This is a genomic window from Actinomadura sp. NPDC049382 (assembly GCF_040677125.1).
In the GTDB taxonomy this organism is placed as follows: domain Bacteria; phylum Actinomycetota; class Actinomycetes; order Streptosporangiales; family Streptosporangiaceae; genus Spirillospora; species Spirillospora geliboluensis.
Map to the genome: position 1 here is coordinate 1 of NZ_JBFARO010000024.1, position 25,707 is coordinate 25,707.

The 25,707-nt window shown below is 73.7% G+C and carries 22 protein-coding genes; 13 read left to right on the forward strand and 9 right to left on the reverse strand.

The window, feature by feature from the left end; translation table 11 throughout:
• The 4 genes from AB0K34_RS17225 to AB0K34_RS17240 form a co-directional block, all read right to left on the reverse strand.
• The coding region (locus AB0K34_RS17225; protein WP_364549621.1) for a hypothetical protein at positions 1–715 on the reverse strand (715 nt) is incomplete at its 3' end.
• A 117-nt stretch (positions 716–832) separates the two neighbouring features.
• Positions 833–1,759 (reverse strand): sulfite exporter TauE/SafE family protein, encoded by a 927-nt coding sequence (locus tag AB0K34_RS17230; RefSeq protein WP_301178268.1) that lies wholly within the window; start codon positions 1,757–1,759, stop codon positions 833–835.
• Between the two features lie 121 nt (positions 1,760–1,880).
• Positions 1,881–3,362 carry an adenylyl-sulfate kinase gene (gene cysC / locus AB0K34_RS17235; protein WP_364549623.1) on the reverse strand — a complete coding sequence of 494 codons (1,482 nt, stop codon included), beginning with the start codon at positions 3,360–3,362 and terminating at the stop codon, positions 1,881–1,883.
• Positions 3,363–3,483: 121 nt separating this feature from the next.
• Positions 3,484–4,500 (reverse strand): methyltransferase domain-containing protein, encoded by a 1,017-nt coding sequence (locus tag AB0K34_RS17240; RefSeq protein ID WP_364549625.1) that lies wholly within the window; start codon positions 4,498–4,500, stop codon positions 3,484–3,486.
• Between the two features lie 161 nt (positions 4,501–4,661).
• Here AB0K34_RS17240 and mfd point away from each other — a divergent pair, with 161 nt between their 5' ends.
• The 7 genes from mfd (at position 4,662) to AB0K34_RS17275 (ending at position 14,388) form a co-directional block, all read left to right on the forward strand.
• Complete coding sequence (gene mfd / locus AB0K34_RS17245; protein ID WP_364549627.1) at positions 4,662–8,222, forward strand: transcription-repair coupling factor; 3,561 nt, start codon at positions 4,662–4,664, stop codon at positions 8,220–8,222.
• A 46-nt stretch (positions 8,223–8,268) separates the two neighbouring features.
• Positions 8,269–8,925 (forward strand): hypothetical protein, encoded by a 657-nt coding sequence (locus tag AB0K34_RS17250; protein ID WP_138634093.1) that lies wholly within the window; start codon positions 8,269–8,271, stop codon positions 8,923–8,925.
• 5 nt (positions 8,926–8,930) lie between these two features.
• Complete coding sequence (locus tag AB0K34_RS17255; RefSeq protein WP_364549629.1) at positions 8,931–9,923, forward strand: MazG family protein; 993 nt, start codon at positions 8,931–8,933, stop codon at positions 9,921–9,923.
• A gap of 103 nt (positions 9,924–10,026) precedes the next feature.
• Positions 10,027–12,501, forward strand: coding sequence for a penicillin-binding protein (locus AB0K34_RS17260; RefSeq protein ID WP_364549631.1), 2,475 nt, complete (start codon positions 10,027–10,029; stop codon positions 12,499–12,501).
• A gap of 123 nt (positions 12,502–12,624) precedes the next feature.
• Entirely contained in the window at positions 12,625–13,569 is a 945-nt protein-coding gene (locus tag AB0K34_RS17265; protein WP_364549633.1) for an NADP-dependent oxidoreductase, read from the forward strand.
• A gap of 125 nt (positions 13,570–13,694) precedes the next feature.
• Positions 13,695–13,907: a hypothetical protein gene (locus tag AB0K34_RS17270; protein ID WP_138634083.1), complete on the forward strand. Its 213-nt coding sequence runs from the start codon at positions 13,695–13,697 to the stop codon at positions 13,905–13,907.
• 124 nt (positions 13,908–14,031) lie between these two features.
• Positions 14,032–14,388: a tetratricopeptide repeat protein gene (locus AB0K34_RS17275; RefSeq protein ID WP_138634080.1), complete on the forward strand. Its 357-nt coding sequence runs from the start codon at positions 14,032–14,034 to the stop codon at positions 14,386–14,388.
• Between the two features lie 32 nt (positions 14,389–14,420).
• Here the strand turns inward: AB0K34_RS17275 and AB0K34_RS17280 are convergent, their stop codons facing one another.
• The 4 genes from AB0K34_RS17280 to AB0K34_RS17295 all read right to left on the reverse strand — a co-directional run bounded on the left by AB0K34_RS17280 (position 14,421) and on the right by AB0K34_RS17295 (position 18,642).
• Positions 14,421–15,737 (reverse strand): ATP-binding protein, encoded by a 1,317-nt coding sequence (locus AB0K34_RS17280; protein ID WP_364549635.1) that lies wholly within the window; start codon positions 15,735–15,737, stop codon positions 14,421–14,423.
• Positions 15,738–15,912: 175 nt separating this feature from the next.
• Positions 15,913–16,809, reverse strand: coding sequence for an ABC transporter permease (locus AB0K34_RS17285; protein ID WP_301177738.1), 897 nt, complete (start codon positions 16,807–16,809; stop codon positions 15,913–15,915).
• Positions 16,799–17,593 (reverse strand): ABC transporter ATP-binding protein, encoded by a 795-nt coding sequence (locus AB0K34_RS17290; RefSeq protein WP_138634071.1) that lies wholly within the window; start codon positions 17,591–17,593, stop codon positions 16,799–16,801. The genes AB0K34_RS17285 and AB0K34_RS17290 overlap by 11 nt, the downstream gene beginning before the upstream one ends.
• A complete protein-coding gene (locus AB0K34_RS17295) occupies positions 17,590–18,642 on the reverse strand; it encodes an ABC transporter substrate-binding protein (RefSeq protein WP_301177739.1) in 1,053 nt (350 codons plus the stop codon). The genes AB0K34_RS17290 and AB0K34_RS17295 overlap by 4 nt, the downstream gene beginning before the upstream one ends.
• Before the next feature lie 201 nt (positions 18,643–18,843).
• Here AB0K34_RS17295 and eno point away from each other — a divergent pair, with 201 nt between their 5' ends.
• From eno to AB0K34_RS17315, 4 genes are all read left to right on the forward strand, one after another.
• Entirely contained in the window at positions 18,844–20,127 is a 1,284-nt protein-coding gene (gene eno, locus AB0K34_RS17300; protein ID WP_364549637.1) for a phosphopyruvate hydratase, read from the forward strand.
• 76 nt (positions 20,128–20,203) lie between these two features.
• A complete protein-coding gene (locus AB0K34_RS17305) occupies positions 20,204–20,677 on the forward strand; it encodes a septum formation initiator family protein (protein WP_138634062.1) in 474 nt (157 codons plus the stop codon).
• 18 nt (positions 20,678–20,695) lie between these two features.
• Positions 20,696–21,238: a DUF501 domain-containing protein gene (locus AB0K34_RS17310; RefSeq protein WP_301178186.1), complete on the forward strand. Its 543-nt coding sequence runs from the start codon at positions 20,696–20,698 to the stop codon at positions 21,236–21,238.
• A complete protein-coding gene (locus AB0K34_RS17315) occupies positions 21,235–22,182 on the forward strand; it encodes a Ppx/GppA phosphatase family protein (protein ID WP_301178185.1) in 948 nt (315 codons plus the stop codon). Before AB0K34_RS17310 ends, AB0K34_RS17315 begins: the two co-directional genes overlap by 4 nt.
• Positions 22,183–22,213: 31 nt before the next feature.
• Here AB0K34_RS17315 and AB0K34_RS17320 read toward each other — a convergent pair whose 3' ends face one another.
• Positions 22,214–22,969, reverse strand: a complete 756-nt coding sequence (locus tag AB0K34_RS17320; RefSeq protein ID WP_301178184.1) for a DUF2510 domain-containing protein — start codon at positions 22,967–22,969, stop codon at positions 22,214–22,216.
• 151 nt (positions 22,970–23,120) lie between these two features.
• Between AB0K34_RS17320 and AB0K34_RS17325 the strand changes: the two genes are divergently transcribed.
• Together AB0K34_RS17325 and AB0K34_RS17330 are read left to right on the forward strand one after the other, a co-directional pair.
• A complete protein-coding gene (locus AB0K34_RS17325) occupies positions 23,121–23,942 on the forward strand; it encodes a uracil-DNA glycosylase (protein WP_301178183.1) in 822 nt (273 codons plus the stop codon).
• A gap of 233 nt (positions 23,943–24,175) precedes the next feature.
• The gene (locus AB0K34_RS17330; protein ID WP_301178182.1) at positions 24,176–25,582 is read left to right on the forward strand and encodes an NAD(P)/FAD-dependent oxidoreductase; all 1,407 of its coding nucleotides are present in this window, start codon (positions 24,176–24,178) and stop codon (positions 25,580–25,582) included.
• The last annotated feature ends 125 nt before the right edge of the window (positions 25,583–25,707 follow it).

Genomic DNA, 25,707 nt, shown 5'->3' on the forward strand with positions numbered 1-25,707 from the left:
GGCCACCGCGTTCGGCGCGCGGATGATCGTGGAGACGTTCGAGGCGTCCGGCGTCCCCGTCGAGGAGCTCGTCGCCGCCCGCGATCAGGCCGACGGGCGTGCCGCCGTCCTCGTCGATGGGCACCGACGCGTTGCCGGGGTCGGTCGCGGCCTTCTCGTCGGGCGTGGGCGGCGGCGTGGCGACGGGGCTCTCCGCGCCGATCTCCGGCCCCGGGCCGGGCGCGCCGGGCGCCGCGGTGCCGGCGTTGCGCGCGAACAGCGAGAGCTCGTTGATCAGGCTGCCGCCGCCGTTCTTCTTCGCCCCCGCCCACGCCTTCCTGGTCGTGCCGGGCGAGACGCTCCACGAGTAGGCGCGCACGGTCCGCCCGACCACGACGGCGTAGGTGCCCTTGCGCTTCACCTCCCGGTAGATGTCCACGATCAGCCGGTTGTAGGCGGTGGCCCGCTCGGGGAGCGTCCCGGCCGGGAAGATCGCGATGTACACCGGGAGGCGGGCGCGCTCCAGCGGTCCGCGCAGCTTGTCGAGCTGGTCGTCACTGAGGTCCCGGACGCCGGGGGCGATGTAGAGCCCGCCGTTCTCGGTGAGGCTCTCGGCCACGGCCTCGAGTTCGACGCCGCTCGGGGCCGCGGCGAGGGCGCCGGGGGCGCCCAGTGGCGCGAGTAGGGCCGCCAGCGCGATCGGGATCGCGGCGCGGCGGACCGGCAGGGACGGCACGGACGGCCTCCTCGGGGGGATGAACAGGACTGATGGGCCGATTCTATGGATCACCGGTCCGCCCCATCGCCGATTCGCGCCATCCCCCCGGGGACCGGCGTCCGGAACCGGTCGCGCTCAGCGGGCGGCGGGCGACTCCGCCCGCGTCAGGCCGGCCGGTTCGGCGGCCGCGGCGGGGGACGGGCGGCGCCGCAGGACGAGCCAGGCGGCGACCGTCGCGGCGGTGAGGACGACCATCGTCCAGGCGAGGGGGACGGCGCCGACGCCGAACATCTTCAGCGAGGACGCGACCAGGACGAGCGCCAGCACGCGGCGGATGAGCCCGCCCGGCGCGCGGGAGGAGACCTTGGAGCCGAGGTAGACGCCGGGGATGGAGCCGACGAGCAGGGCGGCGGTGACCTCCATGCGGAAGTCGCCGAACAGCAGGTGGCCGATGGCGGCGGCGAACACCAGCGGGACGGCCTGCAGCAGGTCGGTGCCGACGAGCTGGTTGGCCTTCAGCGTCGGGTACAGGGCGAGCAGCGCGACGATGATCAGCGAGCCGGACCCGACCGAGGTGATGCCGACGACGAGGCCGCCGACGATCCCGATCAGCACGGTCGGGACGGGCCGGACCGTCACCTCCGGGGTCTCGTCCCCGGCGCCGCCCGCGCGCCCCCGGTGGGCCAGGTAGGCGCGCAGCACGAGCCCGATCGCCGCGATCATCAGCGCGACGCCCATGGCCTTGCTGATCAGGTCCTCGACGGAGTCGCCGTGGCCGAGGGCCTTCGCCAGCAGCACGCCGGAGAACGCGGCGGGCACCGAGCCCGCGCACAGCCAGCCGACCAGCCGCATGTTGATCGTGCCCTGCCGGTAGTGGACGGCGCTGCCCACCGGTTTCATCACGGCGGCGGCGACGAGGTCGCTGGACACGGCGGCGAGCGGGCTGACGCCGAAGAACGTGACGAGCATCGGCGTCATCAGCGCGCCGCCGCCCATCCCGGTGAGCCCGACGATGATGGCGACCAGGAACGAGCCCAGCGCCATCGTCCAATCGAAGTCCATCGGCATGACCTACCTGACATGTAGGAAAACTCGCTAACAGGGTAGAGGACGCCACTCGGGCGTGGTAACCCGGCTAGCAAGGGGCAAACGGGACTAATGGGATAGGTGAGGCAAAGGCCCGCTATGCGGGACGAACCCAGCCCCCGGCCACCAGCAGGTCCACCACCTGCGCGACCGCCTCGTCCGGCGCCATCCGCGAGGTGTCGAGGGTCAGGTCGGCGTCGTCCGGCTCCTCGTAGGGGTCGGAGATGCCGGTGAACTCCGGGATCTGCCCCGCGCGGGCCTTGGCGTACAGGCCCTTGCGGTCGCGGCGCTCGCACTCCTCCAGCGGCGTCGCGACGTGCACCAGGATGAAGTCGCCCACCACGGACACCATCCGGCGGACCTCGGCGCGCGTCGCCGCGTACGGGGCGATCGGCGCGCAGATCGCGGTGCCGCCGTGCCGGGTGATCTCGGCGGCGACGAACCCGATCCGGCGGATGTTGAGGTCGCGGTCGGCGCGGGAGAACGTCAGGCCGGCCGACAGCATCCGCCGCACGACGTCGCCGTCCAGCAGGGTGACGGTCCGGCCGCCGCGCTCGATCAGCGCGTCCGACAGGCCGCGCGCGATCGTGGACTTGCCGGAGCCCGACAGCCCGGTGAAGAACACCGTGATCCCGCGCGAGCGCTTCGGCGGGCGGGCCAGCGCCAGCTCGGCGGCGACGGCCGGCGGGGTGAACCAGTCGGGCACGGGCTCGCCCGCGTCCAGCAGCTCGTGCAGCCGCTCCCGCGTCAGCTCGGCCTGGACGTGGTCGGGCTCGATGCGCGCGACCGGCCGCCACACCTCCACGTCGGCGTCGTAGGCCCACGGCTCGGGGACGACCAGCGGGATCGCGGTGCCGTCCAGCTCGGCCTCGGCGAGCAGGTGGGTGGCGCCGTAGGCGGCGGCGACGTGCGCGCGCAGCCGGACGTCGCGCTCCTCCTGCTCGGCGCCGGTGCCGCGCGCGGGCAGCGGCACCGGGACGATCCGGGCCCCGTCCGGCAGCTCCTTGCGGACGCCCAGCAGCGCGCGGACGAGGGACTCGTCGTGCTCGCCGCCGAGCAATGGCAGCACGAGCACCTGCGCGCCGAGCCTCTCGGCGACCTGGCGGAGCTGGCCGAGCTGCTTGCGGTGCAGCGGCTCGCGCGTCGCCACGGCGAGCAGCGGGCCCTCGACGGGGTCGAGCTCGTCGGGGCGGCGGCGCAGCCCGTGGAACGGGCCGTGCGCGGGGGCGCGCAGGCCCTCCAGCGGACCGGCGAGCCGCCACGCCTGGGTGGTCGGGTCCTGCCACGCCTCGGCGACCGTCAGCACGGCGAGCGGCACGCCTTCGGGGTCCTGCAGGACGACCCGCTCCTGCCCGGTCAGCTCCTTCGGGACGGTCAGCGTGACCGGGACCGGCCACGGGGTGCCGTCCGACAGCCGGCCGCCGGCGATCACCATCGCGGTGTCGAAGGAGCCGAGGAAGCCGGTCAGCGGGCGGTACGCCCCGGCGAGGAGCAGTTCCAGGTCGGCCAGCTCCACCGGGTCGGGGGTGCAGGCGGGCAGGTCGCGCAGCGTGTCGGGAAGGCCGGCTTCGGCGGTCACCGCGATCTCCGATCCCGCCCGGCGGCGGGGAGCCGGGCTCGTCCGTGTCAGTGGGAGTTTCCGCAGGAAAAATACTGCGCCGGCCCCGACCCGCGCACACCCGCCCCGCCCGGCGGCCCGGTCAGATGACCCGCGCGAACCGGTTCTCGGGCTTGCGGATGACCAGGGTGATCTCGCTGTGGTCGGCGGTGAGGCGGCCCCGGGTGAGCGCGGACACCAGCCGGCACAGCACCTCGGCGACGCCGGTCCCCGCGCCGAGCGCGTCGATGGCCTGCCGGGACGTGTACTCCTCGGAGATCACCAGCCCGCGCATCACGCAGTACCAGCGCATGCCCGCGCGAGACGCGACCTTGCCGTACACCGCGGGCGGCGGGCTCGTCCGGACGACCGGGACCGGCCGCACGGCGGACCGCGCCTCCGGCACACGGGCCTCAGAAGCACGGGCCTCAGAAGCACGGGCCTCCGGGGCGAGAGTCTCCGGGGCGCGGGTCTGCGGAGCACGGGCCTCCGGCACACGAGCCTCCGGCACCGGCTCGGCGCGGACCTCCGCCCGCGCGCCGGCGCCCGTCTCGGGCCCGGCGACCCGCTCGTCGCCCGGGCTGGGGACGCGGGCGTGCGCGCCGCGCGGGCCCCGCCCGCCGCGGACGCCGCGTCCCGCGCGCGGCGCCCGGACCGGGCGCGGGCGGCCCCGGCGGCCGGTGCGCAGCCAGCGGGGGAGCGTGCGGTCCAGGAACGCGAACGCGGTGTTGCGGTCGCGCAGGTGGACCAGCAGCAGCCCGCCGGGCTTCAGCGCGGCGACGAACCGGTCGAGCACCAGCTCGGCGTGCGGCACGCGCTCGATCAGGTACGAGGCGTGCACGATGTCGAAGGCGCGCGGCGGCATCGGCGCGGTGCGCAGGTCGCCGAGGTACCAGGTGTCGAGGTCGGGCCGCTCGCAGGTGTAGGCGCGCAGCTCCGGGGACTCCATGTCGACGCCGGTGACGTGGTGGTCGTGGTCGCCGAGGTCCAGGCCCGTGCCCCAGCCGCAGCCCGCCTCCAGGACGTGGATCCGCTGCAGGGGCTTCTCTAGGGCGTACTGACGGGCGCGTTCTGAGAAGAGATCGCCGTCGCTGACCGGCGGCGTACGCAGATCGGTCACAGTTCCGCAGCGTAATCGTCTGACTGCGCTCCGTCCGCGATTTGTGCATTCTTGGGCGCGGCGGTGTCGCGTACTCTGGTAGGCGTTACCGGGGTCCGCGTGGATTTCCGGCTTTTCGGGCTGCCCTGCCTCGGGGTTATTCGGCGAATGTGCGGGCGAAGATGACGCTTTCTGGACTTGTTGACCTTGCGTGTACCGACTCCGGGCTGCAGCGGGCCCTGCGGCGGGCGCGCGCCGACCAGGAGGTCGTGGCGCCGGGCGCGCTCTGGCCGGTCCTCGCCGCCGCGCTGAGCCGCGCGCTCCGCGAGGGCGGCGACGGCAACGGCGGCGGCACGGTGCTCGCGGTGACCGCGACCGGGCGCGAGGCCGAGGACCTGACCGCCGCGCTGTCCAGCCTGATCGACCCGGCGCGGGTCGCGCACTTCCCGGCGTGGGAGACGCTGCCGCACGAGAAGCTGTCGCCGCGCTCGGACACCGTCGGGCAGCGGCTCGCGGTGCTGCGCCGCCTCGTCCACCCGGACGCCGGCGGCCCGCCCACCGAGGAGGAGGCCCAGGACGGGACGGCGAAGGGCGGCGCGCTGGACGTCGTCGTGACGCCCGTCCGCGCCGTCCTGCAGCCGATCGTGGCCGGGCTCGCCGACCTGGAGCCGGTGCGGCTCGTCTCCGGCGCCGACGCCGACATGGACGAGGCCGTCCGCAACCTGGTGGAGGCCGGGTACCACCGCGTCGACCTGGTGGAGAAGCGCGGCGAGATCGCGGTGCGCGGTGGCATCCTGGACGTGTTCCCGCCGACCGAGGAGCACCCGCTGCGGGTGGAGTTCTGGGGCGACACCGTCGAGGAGATCCGCTACTTCAAGGCCGCCGACCAGCGGTCGCTGGAGGTCGCGCAGGGCGGGCTGTGGGCGCCGCCGTGCCGCGAGCTGCCGCTGACCGAGCAGGTGCGCGAGCGCGCGAAGCTGCTCGCCGAGGAGCATCCCGCGCTGGCGGAGATCCTCGGCCGGATCGCCGACGGCGACACCGTCGAGGGCATGGAGGCGTTCTCGCCCGTCCTCGCCGAGCGGATGGAGCTGCTCACCGACCTGCTGCCGGACGGGTCGGCGCTGCTGGTGTGCGAGCCGGAGCGGATCCGGACCCGGTCGGTGGAGCTGGTCCGCACGAGCCAGGAGTTCCTGGAGGCGAGCTGGGTCAACGCCGCCGCCGGGGGAGAGGCGCCGATCGACCTCGGCGCGGCCGCGTTCCGCTCGCTGGAGGAGGTCCGCGAGCACAGCACCGAGCTGGGGCTGCCGCGCTGGAGCGTGACTGCGCTCAACCCGGAGGGCGACGCGCTGAGCCTGGGCGCGGTGCCGGCCGAGGCGTACCGGGGCGACACGTCCCGCGTCGTCGGCGACCTGAAGGGCTGGATCGACGGCGGCTGGCGCGTCGTGATGGTCACCGCCGGGCACGGGCCCGCCGAGCGGCTCGTCCAGCTCGTCGGCGAGGAGGGCATCGGCGCGCGCCGCGCCGACCTCGCGGCGCCGCCCGAGCCGTCGGTGGTGACCGTGGCGACGGGCCTGCTGGAGAACGGCTTCGTCTGGGAGTCGGTCAAGCTCGCGGTGCTGACCGAGACCGACCTGTCCGGGCAGAAGTCGTCCACGAAGGACGCGCGGCGCATGCCGTCGCGGCGGCGCGGCGGCATCGACCCGCTGCAGCTCAAGCCGGGCGACTACGTCGTGCACGAGCAGCACGGCGTCGGCCGGTACGTGGAGATGGTCAGCCGGACGGTGCAGGGCGCCACCCGCGAGTACCTCATCCTGGAGTACGCCAAGGGCGACCGGCTGTTCGTCCCGACCGACCAGCTGGAGGAGCTGACCCGCTACGTCGGCGGCGAGGCGCCGAGCCTGCACCGGCTCGGCGGCGCCGACTGGCAGAAGGCCAAGTCCCGCGCCCGCAAGGCGGTCAAGCAGATCGCCGGGGAGCTGATCCGGCTGTACTCGGCGCGGATGGCGAGCCCCGGCCACCCGTTCGCGCCGGACACGCCCTGGCAGCGCGAGCTGGAGGACGCGTTCCCCTACAACGAGACGCCCGACCAGCTCGCCGCCATCGACGAGGTCAAGGGCGACATGGAGAAGCCCGTCCCGATGGACCGGCTGATCTGCGGCGACGTCGGCTACGGCAAGACCGAGATCGCGGTGCGGGCGGCGTTCAAGGCGGTGCAGGACGGCCGGCAGGTCGCGGTGCTCGTCCCGACGACGCTGCTGGTGCAGCAGCACATGTCGACGTTCAGCGAGCGGTTCGCGGCGTTCCCCGTCGTGGTGAAGCCGATCAGCCGGTTCCAGACCGACAAGGAGATCGAGGAGACGCTGCGCGGCCTGTCCGACGGCACCGTGGACGTCGTCGTCGGCACGCACCGCATCCTGTCGTCGCAGACCCGGTTCAAGAACCTCGGCCTCGTCATCATCGACGAGGAGCAGCGGTTCGGCGTCGAGCACAAGGAGGAGCTGAAGCGGCTCCGCACGCAGGTGGACGTGCTCGCCATGTCCGCGACGCCGATCCCGCGCACGCTGGAGATGGGGCTGACCGGCATCCGGGAGATGTCGACGATCCTCACCCCGCCGGAGGAGCGGCACCCGGTGCTGACGTTCGTCGGCCCGTACGAGGAGAAGCAGATCGCCGCCGCGATCCGCCGCGAGCTGCTGCGCGAGGGCCAGGTGTTCTTCGTGCACAACCGGGTCCGGTCGATCAACAAGGTCGCGGCGAACCTGGCGCGGCTCGTCCCGGAGGCGCGGGTCGCGGTCGCGCACGGGCAGATGAACGAGAACGAGCTCGAGAAGGTCATGGTCGACTTCTGGGAGAAGAACTACGACGTCCTCGTCGCGACCACGATCGTCGAGTCCGGGCTGGACGTGCCGAACGCCAACACCCTCATCGTCGACCGCGCCGACATGTACGGGCTGTCGCAGCTGCACCAGCTGCGCGGGCGCGTCGGGCGCGGCCGGGAGCGCGCGTACGCCTACTTCCTGTACCAGCCGGAGCAGCCGCTGACGGAGACCGCGCACGAGCGGCTCGCGACGCTGGCGCAGCACACCGAGGTCGGCGCGGGCATGTACGTCGCGATGAAGGACCTGGAGATCCGCGGCGCGGGCAACATCCTCGGCGCGGAGCAGTCCGGGCACGTGGCCGGGGTCGGGTTCGACCTGTACGTCCGGATGGTCGGGGAGGCCGTCCGGGACCTGAAGGAGGGCGGCACCCGCGCGGCCGAGGCCGTCGAGACGAAGGTCGAGCTGCCCGTCGACGCCCACCTGCCGCACGAGTACGTGCCGGGGGAGCGGCTCCGGCTGGACGCCTACCGCCGCATCGCCGCGATCACCTCCGACGACGAGATCGGCGCCGTGCACGACGAGCTGAAGGACCGGTTCGGCCCGCTGCCCGTCCCGGTGCTGAACCTGCTGGAGGTGGCGCGGTTCCGGGCGAAGGCGCGCCGGGCGGGGCTGAGCGACGTCACGCTCCAGGGCAACTTCGTGAAGTTCACGCCGGTGGACCTGCCCGACTCCCGGCAGGTCAGGCTCCAGCGGCTGTACCCGAAGAGCATCCTGAAGCCCGCGACCGACACGCTGCTGGTGCCGATGCCGAAGACGGCGCCGCTCGGCGGCCGGCCGCTGCGCGACCAGGAGCTGCTGAAGTGGGCGACCGACCTGGTCGAGGCGCTGTTCCTGGAACCGGCGTCCACCGCCGCCAAGCGGTAGCCTGGGCCCGCCCCGACCAGATGACCCATGACGAGACGAGGATTCCGTGCCTGGTAAGTCCGTGAAGGCGGCGGTGGCGGTCGCGCTGGCGGCCGGCGCGCTGGCCGGCTGCGGCGGCTCCCCGAAGGTCGGCACCGCCGCCCTCGTCGGCGACGACCGCATCACCGTCACCGAGCTCAGCCAGACCGTCCGCGACTGGCGCACCCAGTTCCGCGCGGACCCGGCGGCCAACGAGCTGCGCGCCAACCCCGCGAACCCGGGGCAGCAGCTCGCCGGCGAGTCCGAGTCCGACCTGCAGGGCGCGCTCACCCTGCTGATCAACTTCCGGGTCGCCGGCGAGGTCGCCGAGCGGGCCGGGGTGAAGGTCACCGACGGCCAGGTGGACACGGCGGTGCAGGCGCTGGACGGGCGCGGCGGCGCGGCCTCGATCACGCTGGCGAGCGGGCTGCCCCGCGCGCACACCCGCGACCTCGCGCGCCTCGTGGCGACGCAGGCGGCGGTCATGCAGCGGTTCGGCGCGGACATGGGCAACCAGCTGAGCCCCGCGACGCAGCAGGCCGGCCGGCGGTGGAACGAGCTGTTCCAGCAGACCGCGAACGGCATGCACGTCGAGGTCAACCCCCGCTACGGCACCTACGACCCGGGCAAGTTCGAGATCGCCCCGATCACCTACCGGCTGTCCAGCCCCGACTCGGGTATCTGAGGCGCATGGCGCTGACACTGCTGGCCACCACGCACCGGGTCGCGCCGGGGCTGCTGACCTGGCGGGCGTGGGACGCGCTCCGCTCGGCGGGCGCCGTCCGGCTGCGCGACGGGCATCCGCTGCTGCCGTCGCTGCGCGACGCCGGGGTCGCGGTGGAGACCGTCGCGGAGCCCGACGCGGCGCGGCTGGTCGCGGACGCGCGGGCCGCCGACGTCGTGTGGGTCGCCGCCCCGGAGGGCGACGAGGACCTGATGCGCGAGGTCGGGACGCTCGTCGTCAACGACCCGCTGGACGTCGAGGTGCTGCACGGCTCCTACGACCTGCCCGGCGCGCGGCTGCTCGACCTGGTCTCGGTCATGGACACGCTGCGCCGCGAATGCCCGTGGGACCGCAAGCAGACGCACACCACGCTCGTCCCGTACCTGCTGGAGGAGGCGTACGAGGTCCTCGACACGATCGAGTCGGGCGACTTTGGCGCGCTCCGCGAGGAGCTCGGCGACGTGCTGATGCAGGTGGCGTTCCACTCGGTGGTGGCCGCCGAGCGCGACGACGAGACGGCGTTCACCATCGACGACGTCGCCGCCGCGATCGTGGAGAAGCTGGTCCGCCGCCATCCGCACGTGTTCGGGGACGTGACCGTCTCCGGCGCCGACGAGGTCAACGCGAACTGGGAGCAGATCAAGGCGGCCGAGCGGGCGGCGAAGAGCGGCGCGGAGGCGTCCGCGCTGGACGGGGTGCCGATGGGGCAGCCCGCGCTGTCGCTGGCGGCGCAGTTGCGGCGCCGTGCGGCGCGCATGGAGGCGCCGGCCGACCTCGCTGTCGGCCTTGCCGGGGCGGGGGACGACGCGGCCGGGGAGAATGACCTGGGTTCGCGGCTTTTCGCCCTCGTCGGCGAGGCGGTGGAGCGGGGAGCCGACCCCGAAGCGGAGTTGCGCGCCGTTTCCCGGGTATTCCGCGAACGTGTCCAAGCGTGGGAGCGACGGCGGCAGCGCGCCTGATCCACGGGGGGAGCCCGGATCACACAGGCGTAGATCGTCGGGATTATGGCGGAACATCGGCATTGGGGTGGTCCGTCCGCGAAGGCGCGTTTACTCTAGGCGCGTGCCGACCGGGGCGGATGGTGATCCAGGGAATCGCGATGCGGGAAGCGGTCTCCCGGCTCCGCCGCGCCGCCGCGCGCACCGGATCCTCACCGCGTCCACGACCCGCGCCGAGAAGCTCCGCGCGCTGCGCGGGCTGGGCGCGCTCGGCGGCCTCGCCGGGGTGATCGTCGCGCTGATGCTGCTGCCCACCGCGTGCACGGCGGGCGTCGGCGCCCGCGACACGGCACGCTGGTTCGACAGCGACCCGGTGAACCTGACGACGTCCGGCGTCCCGCAGCGGTCCACGATCCTCGCCGCCGACGGCTCCAAGATCGCGACGTTCTTCTACCAGAACCGGGTGGACGTCCCGCTCAACAAGATCGCGCCCGTCGCGCGCACGGCGGTGCTCGCCATCGAGGACAGCCGCTTCTACGAGCACGGCGCCATCGACCTGCAGGGCACGCTGCGGGCGCTCGCCAGCAACCTCAGCAGCGGGCAGGTGACGCAGGGCGGCTCCGGCATCACCCAGCAGTACGTGAAGAACCTCCTGCTCACCCAGGCCGACAACGACGAGGAGCGGGAGGCGGCCAAGGAGGTCACCACCGCCCGCAAGGTCCGCGAACTGCGGTACGCGGTGGCGGTGGAGGAGAAGTTCAGCAAGGACGAGATCCTGCGCCGCTACCTCAACATCGCCTACTACGGCGACGGCGCGTACGGCATCGAGGCCGCGTCCCGCCACTACTTCTCCAAGCACGCGTCCCAGCTGGACCTCCCCGAGGCGGCCCTGCTCGCCGGGATCATCCGCTACCCCTACGCCTACGACCCGACCCGGCATCCCGGCGAGGCCCGGAAGCGCCGCGACACCGTCCTGGACCGGATGGCCGCGCTCGGCTGGATCGACGCCGCCAAGGCCGCCGAGGCCAAGCGCCGCCCCATCGGGCTGAAGATCGACAACATCCGCAGCGGCTGCGTGTCCAGCAGGGCGCCGTTCTTCTGCGACTACGTGCAGCGCGAGATCCTCACCAACCCGGTGTTCGGCAAGACCGCCAAGGACCGGGAGAAGCTGCTCAAGCGCGGCGGCCTCACGATCCGCACCACCATGGACCCGCGCGCGCAGAAGGCCGCGCAGCGTGCGGTGGACCGGCACGTCCCGCCGAAGAACTCCGCGCACAAGGCCGCCGCCGAGGCGATGGTCGAGCCGGGCACCGGCGAGATCAAGGCGATGGTCGTCGACCGCGCCCTCGGCCCCGACAAGGAGCGCGGCAAGACCTGGATCAACTTCGCCGCCGACGCCAGCCACGGCTCCAGCATCGGCATGCAGGCCGGGTCGACGTTCAAGGCGTTCACGCTCGCCGCCGCGCTGGACGAGGGCATGCCGTTCGGCACCCGGCTGATGGCGCCGCGCGCCTACACCCCGGTCGGCTTCCGCAACTGCGACGGCGACCGGGTCGGCGACCCGAACGCCTCGCTGCGCAACGCCGCCGACGGCGAGGGCGGCAGGCAGTTCAGCCTCGTCACCGGCACGCACCACTCGGTCAACACCTTCTTCCTCGCGCTGGAGAAGGAGGTCGGGCTCTGCGACACCGTCCGGATGGCCGAGCGGCTCGGGATGAAGCAGGCGAACGGCAAGCCGCTGGAGCAGTACCCGGCCTTCACGCTCGGCTTCAACCCCGTCTCCCCGCTGCGGCTCGCCGCCGCCTACGCCGCGTTCGGCGCGCGCGGCGAGTACTGCAAGCCGATCGCCATCAAGTCCGTCAAGGACGCGGCGGGGCACCGGCTGAAGGTGCCGCCGCGCGACTGCGAGCAGGTGCTGGACGAGGACGTCGCCGACGCCGTCAACTACGTGCTGCAGGGCGTCCTCACCAAGGGCACGGCGCGGGGCATGGGCCTCGGCCGGCCCGCCGCCGGCAAGACCGGCACCGTCGACGACTTCTCCGCCGCCTGGTTCGCCGGGTACACCCCGGACCTCGCGTCGGCCGTCTGGGTCGGCGACCCGCGCGGCGGCTACCGGCACCCGATGGGGAACCTCTGCATGGACGGGCGGTGCTATGGCGCCGTGTTCGGGGCGACGATCCCCGCGCCGATCTGGCAGCAGAGCATGAGCGGGGCGCTGCGCGACACCGCGCCGTCGTCGTTCCACCGGCCGCCGTCGCACTACTTCAGCAAGGGGTCCGGCGAGGACCGGGTGAAGGTGCCGGACGTGCGCGGGATGAAGCTGAAGGACGCCGTCGCCAAGCTCCGCGCGGCGGGCTTCACGACCAACATCGGCGCGCAGGTGGCGTCCGACCAGTACCCGAAGGGGACGGTGGCCGAGATGTCGCCCGCCCCCGGCCCGGCCGAGCCCGGCACGACCATCACGCTGCGCGCCAGCCGCGGCCCGGACCGGCCCGAGCAGCCCGGAGACCCGGAGGGGCCGGACGGCCCGCTGCCGCCGCGCCCGCCGGCGACGATCCCGCCGCTGCCGGGCGACCCGGCCCGGCCGCCGTCGCCCTGACCCCGGCGACGCCCGCCTGCGACCCTTCCGACCTGCGGGTCCGTGTGATCGTCGCGATGATCGGGTAGAGCTCGGGCGGGGGCGTCCGGGCCCCCGCGGGATCCGATCGGGGGGACGATCGTCATGCGAGCCATCGCCGTGTCCGAGTACGGTGCCACGCCGGCGCCGATGAATCTGCCGCGCCCCGAGCCGGGGCCGGGCGAGATCCTGGTGAAGCTGATCGCGGCCGGGCTCAATCCGATGGACTGGAAGATCGCCGACGGGCTGCTCAAGGACTCCGTCGACGCGTCGTTCCCGCTGATCCTCGGCCAGGACGGCGCGGGCGTGGTGGACGCGGTCGGCGACGGCGTGACCCGGCTGCGGCACGGGGAGCAGGTCTACGGGATCTTCGGCGCGCCCGAGCGCGGCCTCGGCAGCTACGCCGAGTACGCGATCGCCCGCGACGACGGGCCGGTCGCGAAGATGCCGGAGGGCATGATCTACACGCAGGCGGCGGCGGTGCCGATCGCGAGCATGAGCGCACTCGCCATGGTCGACCGGGCGCGCGTCGACGCCGGGCAGACCGTGCTGGTCGTGGGTGCGACCGGCGGCACCGGGCAGAGCGCGGTGCAGCTCGCCGCCCGCGCGGGCGCCAAGGTGATCGCGACCGCCCGCGACGACATGGCGGGCACGATCCGGCGCCTCGGCGCGGACGAGACCGTCGACCACTCCAAGAGCGACCTCAACGGGCAGGTGCTGGCCGTCCACTCGGGCGGGGTCGACGCGATCCTCGACATGGCGAGCGACACGACCGCGGTCGAGCACCTCGCGCAGCTGCTGCGTCCCGGCGGCACCTACCTGAGCACCGTCTGGGCGGTGAACCCGGACGCGATGGCGGCGCGGGAGCTGCGCGGCATCAACTTCGAGGTCGCGCCGTCGGCGGAGCTGCTGGACCGGCTGTCCGACCTCATCGACGCGGGGGAGCTGCGCGTCCGGATCGAGCGGGAGGCGCCGTTCGCCGAGGCCGCCGACGCGCTGGCCGCCAACCGGGCCGGCGGCGCCCGCGGCAAGACCGTGATCCGCATCTGACCGGGACCGCGCCCGGCCGTGATCGGCGTCTCACGGCGGGACGGCGTGCATACCGGCGGGAGGCGGGCATGCAGAGGTGCATGCAGGGGCCGCCCGCGCGGGCGGCCCGACGACGGGAGGACCAGATGAACCAGTCCGAGGAGGAGCTGCGCGAACGGCTCGGCCAGGTCGAGGAGTCGCTCGCCCGGCTCCGCGCCGACCTGCCGGCGCCGCCCGCCGACGCCGGCGACTTCGTCGACTCCGGGCAGTACCTCGCCCAGCGGGAGGAGCTGGAGGGGCAGATCGAGCTGCTGGAGAACGAGCGCGAACGCCTCCGCGACTCGCTCGGCCTCCGCTGAGCCCGGCCGCGACCCGGCCATGAGCCCCTGTGAGCCCTTGTGAGCCCGGCCGTGAACCCGCGGGAACAAACGCGGGGTGCTCCCGGTTAGCGGGGTTGTATCACGCAACCGAGGGGAGGCCGGGATGACCGTCTACGAGGAGTTCGAGCGCGCCACGCTCTTCTTCGACGCCAAGGACTACGCCGGCGCCGCGCGCCTGCTCGCCCCGATCGTCGAGGGCGATCCCGGCAACCGCGCCGCCGTCGAGCTGCTCGGCCGCGCCTACTTCCACAGCGCGCAGCTCGGCCGCGCCGAGTCCGTCTTCCGCCGGCTCGTGGACCTCGACCCCTGCAACGGCTGGGCCCACGAGGCGCTCGCCCGCACGCTGGAGCGGCGCGGCCGCGCGGCCGACGCGGGCAGGTTCCGCAAGCTCGCCCGTGCGATGGGCGTCGAGCCCGCGCCCGGCGTCGAGGTCTCCGTCACCGCCGCCGACCTCGCCTGACACCGCCGCCGAGGCGGTGCGCCACCGCCGGGTCACCGGCGGGGGAGGCGCAGGACGAACCGGGCGCCGCTGCGGCCGTCCAGGCGGTCGGTGAGGATCAGCGACCCCTGGTGCGCGACCGCGATGTCCCGGGAGATCGCGAGGCCGAGGCCGGTGCCGCCCGCGTCGCGGTGCCGGCCCTCGGCCAGCCGGGTGAACCGCTCGAACACCCGCTCCCGGTCCTCCGGCGGGACGCCCGGACCGTCGTCGATCACCTCGACGACGGCCGTCGCGGGCAGCTCCGCGCGCAGGATCATCGTCACCTCCGACGCCGCGTGCCGGTCGGCGTTGTCCAGCAGGTTCGTCAGCAGCCGCGCCAGCTCGCTGCGCCCCCCCTCCACCGTCACCGAACCCTCCGACAGGACGGTCACCTGCGTCCGCCGCGGGCGGCGCAGGACCTCCTCGTCCGCCAGTTCCGTCAGGTCCACCGCCTCGCGCGGGAAGTTGCGGTCGGCCTCCAGCCGCGCCAGCGCCAGCAGGTCGTCCACCACCGCCGACAGCCGCTCGGTGTTCTCCAGGACGGCCCGCAGCGTCTCCGGCACGTCGGCGTCCTCCGGCGCCGTCAGCGCCAGCTCGACCTCCATCCGCAGCGCGGTGAGGGGGCTGCGCAGCTCGTGCGACACGTCGGAGACGAACCCCCGCTGCCGGGCGACCGCCTGCTCCAGCCGGTCGAGGGTCGCGTTGACGCTCTCGGCGAGCAGCCCCACCTCGTCGCGGCGGGCCGGCACCGGCACCCGGCGCTCCAGGTCGGTGGCGGTGATCTCGTCCAGCTCCCGGCGGATCGCGTCGACCGGCCGCAGCGTCCGGTTCGCCGACAGCCACGTCGCGTAGCCGACGAGGCAGGTGATGACCGGGACGCTGAGCCCGAGCAGCGCCGCCGCCAGCGGCTGCGGGAACAGCCCCGGCTCGGGGGCCAGCGAGTAGACGAGCTTCGCCGACGGCCCGACCCCGACCTGGTACTCGACGATGAGGAAGCAGTGCCCGCCGGGCGCGTCGATCCCGCATGTGCGGGCGTCGCGGCGGTCGTCGTTCGGCGGGAGGGGCGGCAGCCGCACCGGCGCCCGGCCGGCCATCCGGGGCGACGCCGCGACCACCCGGTGCCGCAGGTCGGTGACCTGCAGCAGCTCGCCGCCGGGCGCCAGGATCGGGCGGTGCAGCGTGCCGATGTTGAGCGCGGTCGCCACCCGGCGCCCGTCGCGGGCCAGGTCGTGGATCGTGTCCGTGCGCGCCTGCTGCCTGAGCAGCGTCAGCAGCACCGCGCACAGCACCCCCGACAGCACCAGCGCGACCAGCGCGGCCGCCAGCGTCACCCGGATCCGGATCTCCGGACGCCGCAGGACGGCCCGCCAGATCCAGTGGCTCAGTCCCGCGGACGGCCGGGGAAGCCGGAAGCGTATGGCGACCTCCCGGGTACGTTCCTGCTGGTACCCGGGATTTCTTGCCGGAACGGGGCAAACGCCACCGCGGCGGACGGGTAAAACCCGGTCATGCCGCGTCCACGCCCCAGCGCCGCCGGACGGCGCCGTCCGCGACCCCGAACAGCTGGTCGATCACGATCCCGATGATCAGGATCACCAGCATGTAGGAGATCATGTCGGCGGTGTTGTTCAGCTCCCTGGCCTGCGACAGCAGCACGCCGAGCGACGTCGTGTCGCCGATGATGACCAGCAGCTCGCCCGCCATCAGGCTGCGCCAGGCGAACGCCCAGCCCTGCTTCAGCCCGGCCACGAACGCCGGCAGCGACGCCGGCATGATCAGGTGCCGGTACAGCAGGACGCCGCGCAGCCCCATCACCCGGCCCGCGCGCAGCAGGATCGGCGGGGTGTAGTCGACGCCCGCGATCAGCCCGTTGGCGATCGACGGCGCCGCGCCCAGGATCACCACGAACAGGATCGCGCTCTCGCTCAGCCGGAACAGCAGGATCGCGAGCGGGAACCACGCGATCGACGGCATCGTCTGCAGGCCCGTGATCAGCGACCCGAACGCGCGCCGCAGCACCCGGAACCGCGCCACGAGCACGCCGGTCAGCACCCCGGCGGCGACGGCGAGCGCGAACCCGACCAGGGCGCGGCGCATCGTCAGCGCGACCGCCTCCCAGAACCGGCCGCTCGTCACCTGGTCCCAGAACACCGGGAGCGTGTCGCGCGGGCCGGGCAGGACCCACGGGTCCTTCCAGCCGCTCCACACCACCGCCTGCCAGGCGGCGAGCGCGATGAGCACGGCCGCGGCCATCGGCCACGCCGCCGACCAGGCCCGCCGGGCGAGCCTGACCCGCGTCCCGCCGCCGAGCTCCAGGGCGTCGAGCCCGGCCAGCTCCCGCTCGCGGCGGGACGCCGGCCCGCCGTCCCCCGGGCCGCCCTTCTTCAGCACCTCATGCGCCATGCCGGACGACCTCCTCGCGCAGCCGGTCGGTGATGGCGGCCGCCAGCGCGGCGACCTCCGGCGAGTCGATCCGCCGGGGCCGGCCCATCGGGACGGGGAACTCCTCCACCACCCGGCCGGGCCGGCTGCTGAGCAGCACGACCCGGTCGCCGAGCCGCACCGCCTCCCGCACGTTGTGGGTCACGAACAGCACGGTCAGGTTCCGCTCGCGCCAGATCCGCTCGACCTCGTCGTGCAGGAGGTCGCGGGTCATGGCGTCGAGCGCGCCGAACGGCTCGTCCATCAGCAGGACGGTCCGCCGTCCGTCCGCGGCCTCGCCGTCCCCGCCGCCCGCGCCCTCGGTGAGCGACAGCGCGCGGGCGAGCGCGACGCGCTGCCGCATGCCGCCGGACAGCTGGTGCGGGCGCTTCTTCGCGAAGCCGCCGAGGTGCACCGAGTCGAGCAGTTCCGCCGCCCGCCCGCGCCGCTCCGCGCGGGGCACGCCGCGCATCTTGAGCGCGAGTTCGAGGTTGCCCGTCACGGTCAGCCAGGGGAACAGCGCGGGCTCCTGGAACATCAGGGCCACGCGGGCGCCCGCGGTGTCGATCGTCCCGCCGCTCGGCTCCTCCAGGTCCGCGACCAGGTTGAGCAGCGTGCTCTTCCCGCAGCCGGACGCGCCGAGCAGGCAGGTGAACTCGCCCGGCGCCACGTCCAGGGAGACCCGGTCGAGCGCGAGCAGCGCCGACCGGCCGCCGCCGAACGCCTTGGAGACGCCGTCGAGGCGGACCGCCGCCGTCCCGCTCATCGGTCGCCCACCTGCGGCTTCCCGCCCGCCTTGAGCACCTCGTTGAGCGGCGCGAGGTCGTAGATGCCGGCGAGGTCGGTCTTCTCCAGCAGCCCGATCTCCTCGGCGTGCCGGGCGCCGGCGGTGAGCGAGGACGCGACCGGGTCGACGGTGAAGTCGATCTCCTTGAACGCCGCGGCCAGCACGTCCGGCTTGAGCGGCTTGCCGCTCAGCTTCGTGAGCGCGTCGTTGGTGACCTTCTCCGCGTCCGCCTTGTTCTGGTTGATGTAGTCGGTCGCCTCGACGACGCCCTGGAGCAGCTTCTTGACCTGCTCCGGGTTCTTCTTCGCGTACTCCTGGCTGACGAGGAGGTTGGTGATGACGAACTTGCCGCCCGGCCACAGCGACTTCTCGTCCAGCAGCCGCTCGCCCTTGCTCTCCAGGAGCAGCCGGGACGCGTACGGCTCGGGCACCCAGGCGCCGTCGATGTCGCCCTGCGCGAACGTCTGGAGCGTCTGCGCGTTCTCCTGCGGGACGACCTTCACGTCACCGCTGCCGTCCTTGTTCGCGGTGAGGCCGTTCTGCTTGAGCCAGTAGCGGAGCGCGACGTCCTGGGTGTTGCCGAGCTGCGGGGTCGCGATGCGCTTGCCGCGCAGGTCCTGGACGCCCTTGATGCCCGGCTTGACCACGAGGGAGACGCCGCCCGACGCCGCCCCGGAGATGATGTGCACGGCCTTGCCGTGCGACTTCGACCAGGCGTTGATGGACGGGTTGGGACCCACGAACGTCGCGTCGATCGCGCCGGAGAACAGCGCCTCCACGGCGGCGGGGCCGGCGTTGAACGTCGCCGTCTTCGGCGCGGTGCCGAGGTGCTTGGCGAAGATGCCCTTCTCGACGCCGACGAGGGCGGTGGCGTGCGTGATGTTCGGGAAGTACCCGAGCCTGAGCGGAGCCTCGGACCCGCCGCCGTCGCCGGTCCCCCCGCCGTCGCCGCAGGCGCCGAGCGCGCCCGCCGTGACCAGGGCGGCCAGTGCCGCCGCGGTGATGCGCCCGGTGAGTCCTCGAAGCATTGCCTTGTTTCCCTATCAATCAAGTCGGATAGACCTGAATAGTAGATAGTCCGGGCAAGTCCCGCGTCAAGCCCCCGTTCAGGAACGGTTTCGTCACGGCTGTCCTCTATGCGAACGGCGAGCCCGTTGGTCGGCGCGGGGGCCGCGCGGATAGGCTCGGTGACCGCACCGACCATCCGCTTTTTCCTCAGGGGGTTCCCCGTGTCGTCGATCGAGGCCGTACTCGCCCGGGAGATCCTTGACTCCCGCGGCAATCCGACCGTCGAGGTCGAGGTCCTGCTCGCCGATGGGACCGAGGCGCACGCCGCCGTGCCGAGCGGCGCCTCCACCGGCCAGTTCGAGGCCGTGGAGCTGCGCGACGGCGGGGAGCGCTACGGCGGCAAGGGCGTCCGCAACGCGGTCAAGGCCGTCAACGAGACCATCGACGAGAAGCTCGTCGGCTACCCGGCGTCCGACCAGCGGCTGATCGACCAGCTCCTGGTCGACCTGGACGGCACCCCCGCCAAGTCCGCGCTCGGCGCCAACGCGATCCTCGGGGTCAGCCTCGCCGTCGCCAAGGCCGCCGCCGACTCCGCCGGCCTGCCGCTGTTCCGCTACGTGGGCGGCCCGAACGCGCACCTGCTGCCCGTCCCGATGATGAACATCCTGAACGGCGGCGCGCACGCCGACACCAACGTCGACGTCCAGGAGTTCATGATCGCGCCGATCGGCGCGGCCACCTTCGCCGAGGCGCTGCGCTGGGGCGCCGAGACCTACCACGCGCTGAAGTCGGTGCTGAAGTCCAAGGGCCTGAACACCGGCCTCGGCGACGAGGGCGGCTTCGCCCCCGACCTGCCGAGCAACCGGGACGCGCTCGACCTCATCCTGGAGGCGATCCGCAAGGCCGGCTTCACCCCCGGCCGCGACATCGCGCTCGCGCTCGACGTCGCCGCCAGCGAGTTCCACGCCGACGGCCAGTACGCCTTCGAGGGCACCAAGCGGTCCGCCGACGACATGGCGGCCTACTACGGCGAGCTGCTGAGCAGCTACCCGCTGGTCTCCATCGAGGACCCGCTCGACGAGGAGGACTGGGCCGGCTGGGAGGGCCTCACCGCCGCCGTCGGCGACCGCGTCCAGCTCGTCGGCGACGACCTGTTCGTCACCAACCCCGAGCGGCTCGGCCGCGGCATCAAGTCCGGCGCCGCCAACGCCCTGCTGGTCAAGGTCAACCAGATCGGCACGCTCAGCGAGACCCTCGACGCCGTCTCGCTCGCGCAGACCAGCGGCTACAAGTGCATGATGAGCCACCGGTCCGGCGAGACCGAGGACACCACGATCGCCGACCTCGCCGTCGCGACCAACTGCGGCCAGATCAAGACCGGCGCCCCGGCCCGCAGCGACCGCGTCGCCAAGTACAACCAGCTGCTGCGCATCGAGGAGCTGCTGGACGACGCCGCGCGCTACGCCGGCGCCGCCGCGTTCCCGCGCTTCGACGCGCGGGGTTGAGCCGAGGCCCGGGCCCCGGCGGGCGCGACCGCGTCCCGCCGGGCCCCGGGCGGCCGAGCCGGAGGCAGGGGACACGATGGCGGACGATGACGACCGGACCGGCCGCAAAGGCGGCCGCGCGGCCGGGGACGGCGCCGCGGACGGCGACACCGGCGACCGCGCCGGCGGGCGCCGCGGCAACCCGGCGCTGACCAGCCGCGCCGCCATCCTCGCGGTCGTGATGTGCGCGATCGCGCTGAGCCTCGCCTACCCCGTCCGGGAGTACATCGCCCAGCGCAAGGAGATCGCCGACCTGCGGCAGCAGGAAGCGGTGGCGCGCCGGCAGGTGGAGCAGCTCGCCCTGCGCAAGCAACAACTAGGTGATAAGTCGTACATTGAGCGTGAGGCCACGCGAAGGCTCCATTACTGCCGTCCTGACGTAAAGTGCTACATCGTGCTAGACGGCAGCGGTGCGGAGGGCCGGCAGGCGCAGCGGGGCGGACCGGCGCGCAAGCCGCCCTGGTACGAGACGCTGTGGCGTTCGGTGGAGGCCGCCGACCGGCCGCGCTGATTTCGCGGGTGGGGACAGATGATCGAAGCAGGTGACACGGCCGCCGTCGCGGCCCAGCTCGGACGCGAGCCGCGCGGCGTGCGCGCGGTGGCGGCGCGCTGCCCGTGCGGGCGGCCCGCGGTCATCGAGACCGCGCCCCGGCTGCCCGACGGGACGCCCTTTCCCACGCTGTTCTACCTGACCTGCCCGAAGGCCGCCTCGGCCATCGGCACCCTGGAGGGCAGCGGCATCATGCGGGACATGCAGGCCAGGCTCGCGGACGACCCGTCCCTCAAGGACGCCTACGCCGCCGCCCACGAGGACTACCTGCGCCGCAGGGACGAGGCCACCCGCGAAGAGGGCGTCGAACCGCTGCCCGCCGGCATGCAGAGCGCGGGCGGCATGCCCGACCGCGTCAAGTGCCTGCACGCCCTGGTCGCGCACGAGCTCGCGGTGCCGGGGGCGAACCCGTTCGGCCGGGAGGCCCTCGACGCGCTGCCCGACTGGTGGCGGTCCGGGCCCTGCGTCGACGTGCCGGCGGCCCAGCCGGGCGACGGGACCGAACCGGGGGAGGACGCGTGACACGGGTCGCGGCCATCGACTGCGGGACGAACTCCGTCCGGCTGCTCATCGCCGACATCGTGCCGGGCGAGGACGGCGGGCGGCTCACCGACGTCGAGCGCCGGATGGAGATCGTCCGGCTCGGCGAGGGCGTCGACGAGACCGGCCGGCTCTCGCCCGCCGCGCTGGAGCGGACGTTCACCGCGATGCGCGGCTACGCCGAGCTGATCGACCGGCACGGCAACCGCGCCGGGCACGGCCCGATCAAGACCCGGGTGGTCGCGACCAGCGCCACCCGCGACGCGGCGAACCGGGCCGACTTCGTCAGCGGCGTCGTCGACATCTTCGGCGTCGTCCCCGAGGTGATCAGCGGGGACGAGGAGGCCGAGCTGTCCTTCCTCGGCGCCACCCGCGAGCTGGCCGAGCTGCGCCCCGCCCGCCCCTACCTGGTCGTCGACATCGGCGGCGGGTCCACCGAGTTCGTGCTCGGCAGCTCGTCGGCCGACGCGTCCCGCTCCATCGACATCGGCTGCGTGCGGATGACCGAGCGGCACCTGAAGGACGACCCGCCCTCGCCCGAGCAGATCTCCAACGCCGCCGCCGACATCGACGCCGCGCTCGCCGCCGTCCGCGAGCGCGTCCCGGTGGACGAGGCGCGCACGCTCGTCGGCCTCGCCGGATCCGTCACCACGGTCGCCGGGATCGCGCTCGACCTGCCGGAGTACGACGCGTCCCGGATACACCTGTCGCGCATCACCGCCACCCAGGTGCACGAGGTGACGCGCCGGCTGCTGCACGCCACCCGGGCCGAGCGCGCCGGGTTCGGCGTCATGCACCCGGGGCGCGTCGACGTGATCGGCGCGGGCGCGCTGATCCTCGACCGGATCATGCGCGAGTACGGCTTCGGCGCCGTCGTCGTCAGCGAGCACGACATCCTGGACGGCATCGCCTGGTCCCTGCTCTGAGGGGTCGCGCTGCGCGCAGGCGCGCCGACCGCTACCGCTTGAGGTGCGCCAGCAGCGCGGGGATCAGCACCGCGTTCGGGTTCTGCTGCGGGACGTAGAGGATCGGGGAGCCGCCGGCGGCCTGCTGGATCCAGACCCGGCCCCGGTCGACGACCGCGCCGGAGATCGACGACCAGCTCAGCGACACCCGGTTGCCGCGCACCCCGCCCGGGTGGACGGTCAGGCCCTGCGCCACGTCCACCGAGTCGCCGGCCCGGACCCGGCCGGCCAGCTCGGCGACCAGCCGCCGCTCGCAGTGCTCCTGGCACAGCTGGATCAGCCGGCCCCAGACCTGCTCGGGCTCGCCGTCGCGGCCCGGCAGCGCGTCCGGTTCGATCACCACCTCGACGCGCGGGCCGCCGCGGAACGGGAACCGGCCCGCCTGGAAGATCCACTGCGTGCAGGGCCGGTGGCCGGAACCGGCCGGGCGCTCGGCCGCCCAGTACGCCACCCACTCCACCCGCGGCCACGGGAACGACGCGTTCCCGTACACGACGGCCCGCTCGTCGGCGTGCAGCTGCAGGCCGCGCACGACCGCGGCGAGCGCCCGGTCGGACGGGGCGTGCTCCCAGCTCGGCCGCTGGACGTGGGGGGCGGCGTGCGGCTCGGCGACCTCGGCGCGGGCGGGCGGGCGCAGCCGGGGCGGGCGGTCCGGCTCGGGGTTGAGGCGCTCGGTCCAGGTCCGGCCGTCCCACCAGCGCAGGCTCCCGGTGCCGTAGGGGTCGGGGTACCAGCCCGGTTTCGACACTCCCGCCTCCCGCTTTCGCCCAATGGCAGTGCCGGACACCCGCCTCCCCGACCGGCGAACGCATCGTACCGACCGGGCCCGCTCCGCACCCGCCACCGGCGGAACCCGGCCACCGCCGCGCGACCCGGCACGGCGTGGGACGATCGATGGTATGCCGACCGCCAACGCCCCGTTCGTGCCGCCCGGTTCCGGATGGCCGGAGGACCCCGCCGCCCCGGACACCCCCGTCGCGCACGGCACCGGCGAGGTCGTCGAGCTGGCCGCGAAGGCCCCCGACCTGGCCGAGCTGTGCGCCCGCCAGTCGGTGTGCCGCGCCTGCGACCGGCTCGTGGAGTGGCGGGAGAAGGTCGCCGTCCAGCGGCGCCGCGCGTTCGCCGACGAGGAGTACTGGGGGCGGCCCATCGCCGGCTGGGGCGACCCGGAGCCGCGCGTCCTCATCGTCGGGCTGGCGCCGGCCGCGCACGGCGGCAACCGCACCGGGCGCATCTTCACCGGCGACCGGTCAGGCGACTGGCTGTTCGCGTCCCTGCACCGGGTGGGGCTCGCGTCGCAGCCGACCAGCGTCCACGCGGGCGACGGGCAGCGGCTCATCGGCGCGCGGATGGCGGCGACCGTCCGCTGCGCGCCGCCCGACAACAAGCCGACGCCGCTGGAGCGCACCACCTGCCTGCCGTGGCTGGCCCGCGAGGTCGAGATGGTCGCGCCGAGCGTCCGCTGCATCGTGTGCCTCGGCGGTTTCGCCTGGCAGGGAGTGTGGCCGGCGCTCAAGCAGGCGGGCTACGAGGTGCCGCGCCCGCGGCCGAAGTTCGGCCACGGCGCGGAGGCCGAGCTGGCGCCGCCGCCCGCGGTGACGCGGCGCGACCCGGTCCTGCTGCTCGGCTGCTACCACCCGAGCCAGCAGAACACCTTCACCGGCCGAGTCACCGAGGAGATGCTGGACACCGTCCTCACCCGCGCCCGCGACTACCGCTAGCCCGGCTCCGGGCGGCGCGCCCTGCCGCGCGCACCCGCGTGCGATCCGACGGCGGGGCAGGGCCTTGGCCAAGCGGTCCGGAAGCGGTGACCGGCCCCTGTCCCGGTCACCGCCCGCGGCCGCTTGGCGCCCCCGTCCGGCCCTGGCCCGCCGCCTTTCGGGCGGTACATCGGGTGAGATGCCGGACGGGCCGGTGAAGTTCGCGCGCCGGGCATGCGGGTATCGCTCCCGACATGTCTTCCACAACAGTTCGGCCGAGCGGCCCGGCGGGGACCGCGGCGCGCGGCGGGGGGTCCACGACGCGAATCCTGATCGTCGGCGGCGGGTACGTCGGCATGTACACGGCGCTGCGCCTGCAGCGGCGGCTCCGCAGGGAGCTGCGCCGGGGCGAGGTCGCCGTCACCGTCATCGACCCCCAGTCCTACATGACCTACCAGCCGTTCCTCCCGGAGGCCGCCGCCGGGAACCTGGAGCCCCGGCACGTCGTCGCGCCGCTGCGCAAGGTCCTGAACCGCTGCCGGATCGTGAACGGCTTCGTGACGCGGATCGACCACGCCGCCAAGCGGGTCACCCTCTGCCCGGCCGGCACGCGGACCGACGGCGTCGCCGAACGCGACATCCCCTACGACATGCTCGTCGTCGCGCTCGGCTCCATCTCGCGCACCCTGCCCATCCCGGGGCTCGCCGAATCCGGGATCGGCTTCAAGACCGTCGAAGAGGCGATCTTCATGCGCAACCACGTCCTGCACCAGCTCGACATCGCCGCCGCCAACCCCGACGACGAGCAGGTCAGGAAGCGGGCGCTGACCTTCGTGTTCGTCGGCGCCGGATTCGCGGGCGTGGAGGCCATGGCCGAACTGGAGGACATGGCGCGGGACGCGTGCCGGTGGTACCCCACCATCGACCCGCGCGAGATGCGCTGGGTGATGGTCGAGGCCACCGACCGGATCCTGCCGGAGGTGGGCCCCGAGATGGGCCGCTGGACGGCCGAGGCGCTGCGCGCCCGCGGTATCGAGGTCAAAATGAAGACGCTGCTGAAATCCGCGGTGAAACGGCGCATCGTGCTGAGCGACGGCGAGGAGTTCGAGGCCGGCACGCTCGTCTGGACGGCCGGCGTCAAACCGCACCCCCTCCTCAAGGAGACCGACCTCCCGGTCGACGACAAGGGACGCCTGAAGGCCACCGCTGAACTCACCGTCGAGGGGCTAGAGCACGTGTACACGGCCGGTGACAACGCCGCCGTCCCCGACCTCAGCGGCAAGGGCGAATTCACCGCCCCCAACGCGCAGCACGCCGTCCGCCAGGCCAAGCGGCTCGGCGACAACATCGCGGCGGACGTGCGCGGCAAGCCCCGCAAGCCCTACAAGCACGCCTACGTCGGCTCGGTGGCGAGCCTCGGCCTGCACAAGGGCGTCGCGAACGTCTACGGACTCCAGCTCCGCGGCCTCCCCGCGTGGTTCATGCACCGCACCTACCACCTGTCGCGGATGCCGACCGTCAACCGCAAGTTCCGCATCACCATGGACTGGACGCTGGCGTTCTTCTTCCGCCGGGAAATCGTCTCGCTCGCCGAGCTGGAACGGCCGCGTCAGGAATTCGAACTCGCCGCCGGTAAGACGACGGAGAACGTGGCGGTCTGATCGCCGTCCGCCGAGGTGAAACGGGGTAACACGGCCCGGCCGCCGCGACCCGCCGTCTCCACGGCCCTTCTTGACTGGCCCTGTCGAACTGGCCGGACCCGGCCGTTGGCCGCAACCCCGTGAAA

Bases quoted from the DNA above. Each gene is read 5' to 3' on its own strand.
- AB0K34_RS17285 (WP_301177738.1), bottom strand. From the start codon at position 16,809: ATGGCGCATGAGGTGCTGAAGAAGGGCGGCCCGGGGGACGGCGGGCCG.
- AB0K34_RS17265 (WP_364549633.1), top strand. From the start codon at position 12,625: ATGCGAGCCATCGCCGTGTCCGAGTACGGTGCCACGCCGGCGCCGATG.
- AB0K34_RS17305 (WP_138634062.1), top strand. From the start codon at position 20,204: ATGGCGGACGATGACGACCGGACCGGCCGCAAAGGCGGCCGCGCGGCC.
- AB0K34_RS17325 (WP_301178183.1), top strand. From the start codon at position 23,121: ATGCCGACCGCCAACGCCCCGTTCGTGCCGCCCGGTTCCGGATGGCCG.
- AB0K34_RS17270 (WP_138634083.1), top strand. From the start codon at position 13,695: ATGAACCAGTCCGAGGAGGAGCTGCGCGAACGGCTCGGCCAGGTCGAG.
- AB0K34_RS17290 (WP_138634071.1), bottom strand. From the start codon at position 17,593: ATGAGCGGGACGGCGGCGGTCCGCCTCGACGGCGTCTCCAAGGCGTTC.
- AB0K34_RS17275 (WP_138634080.1), top strand. From the start codon at position 14,032: ATGACCGTCTACGAGGAGTTCGAGCGCGCCACGCTCTTCTTCGACGCC.
- AB0K34_RS17310 (WP_301178186.1), top strand. From the start codon at position 20,696: ATGATCGAAGCAGGTGACACGGCCGCCGTCGCGGCCCAGCTCGGACGC.
- AB0K34_RS17330 (WP_301178182.1), top strand. From the start codon at position 24,176: ATGTCTTCCACAACAGTTCGGCCGAGCGGCCCGGCGGGGACCGCGGCG.
- AB0K34_RS17230 (WP_301178268.1), bottom strand. From the start codon at position 1,759: ATGGACTTCGATTGGACGATGGCGCTGGGCTCGTTCCTGGTCGCCATC.
- AB0K34_RS17295 (WP_301177739.1), bottom strand. From the start codon at position 18,642: ATGCTTCGAGGACTCACCGGGCGCATCACCGCGGCGGCACTGGCCGCC.
- AB0K34_RS17255 (WP_364549629.1), top strand. From the start codon at position 8,931: ATGGCGCTGACACTGCTGGCCACCACGCACCGGGTCGCGCCGGGGCTG.
- mfd (WP_364549627.1), top strand. From the start codon at position 4,662: ATGACGCTTTCTGGACTTGTTGACCTTGCGTGTACCGACTCCGGGCTG.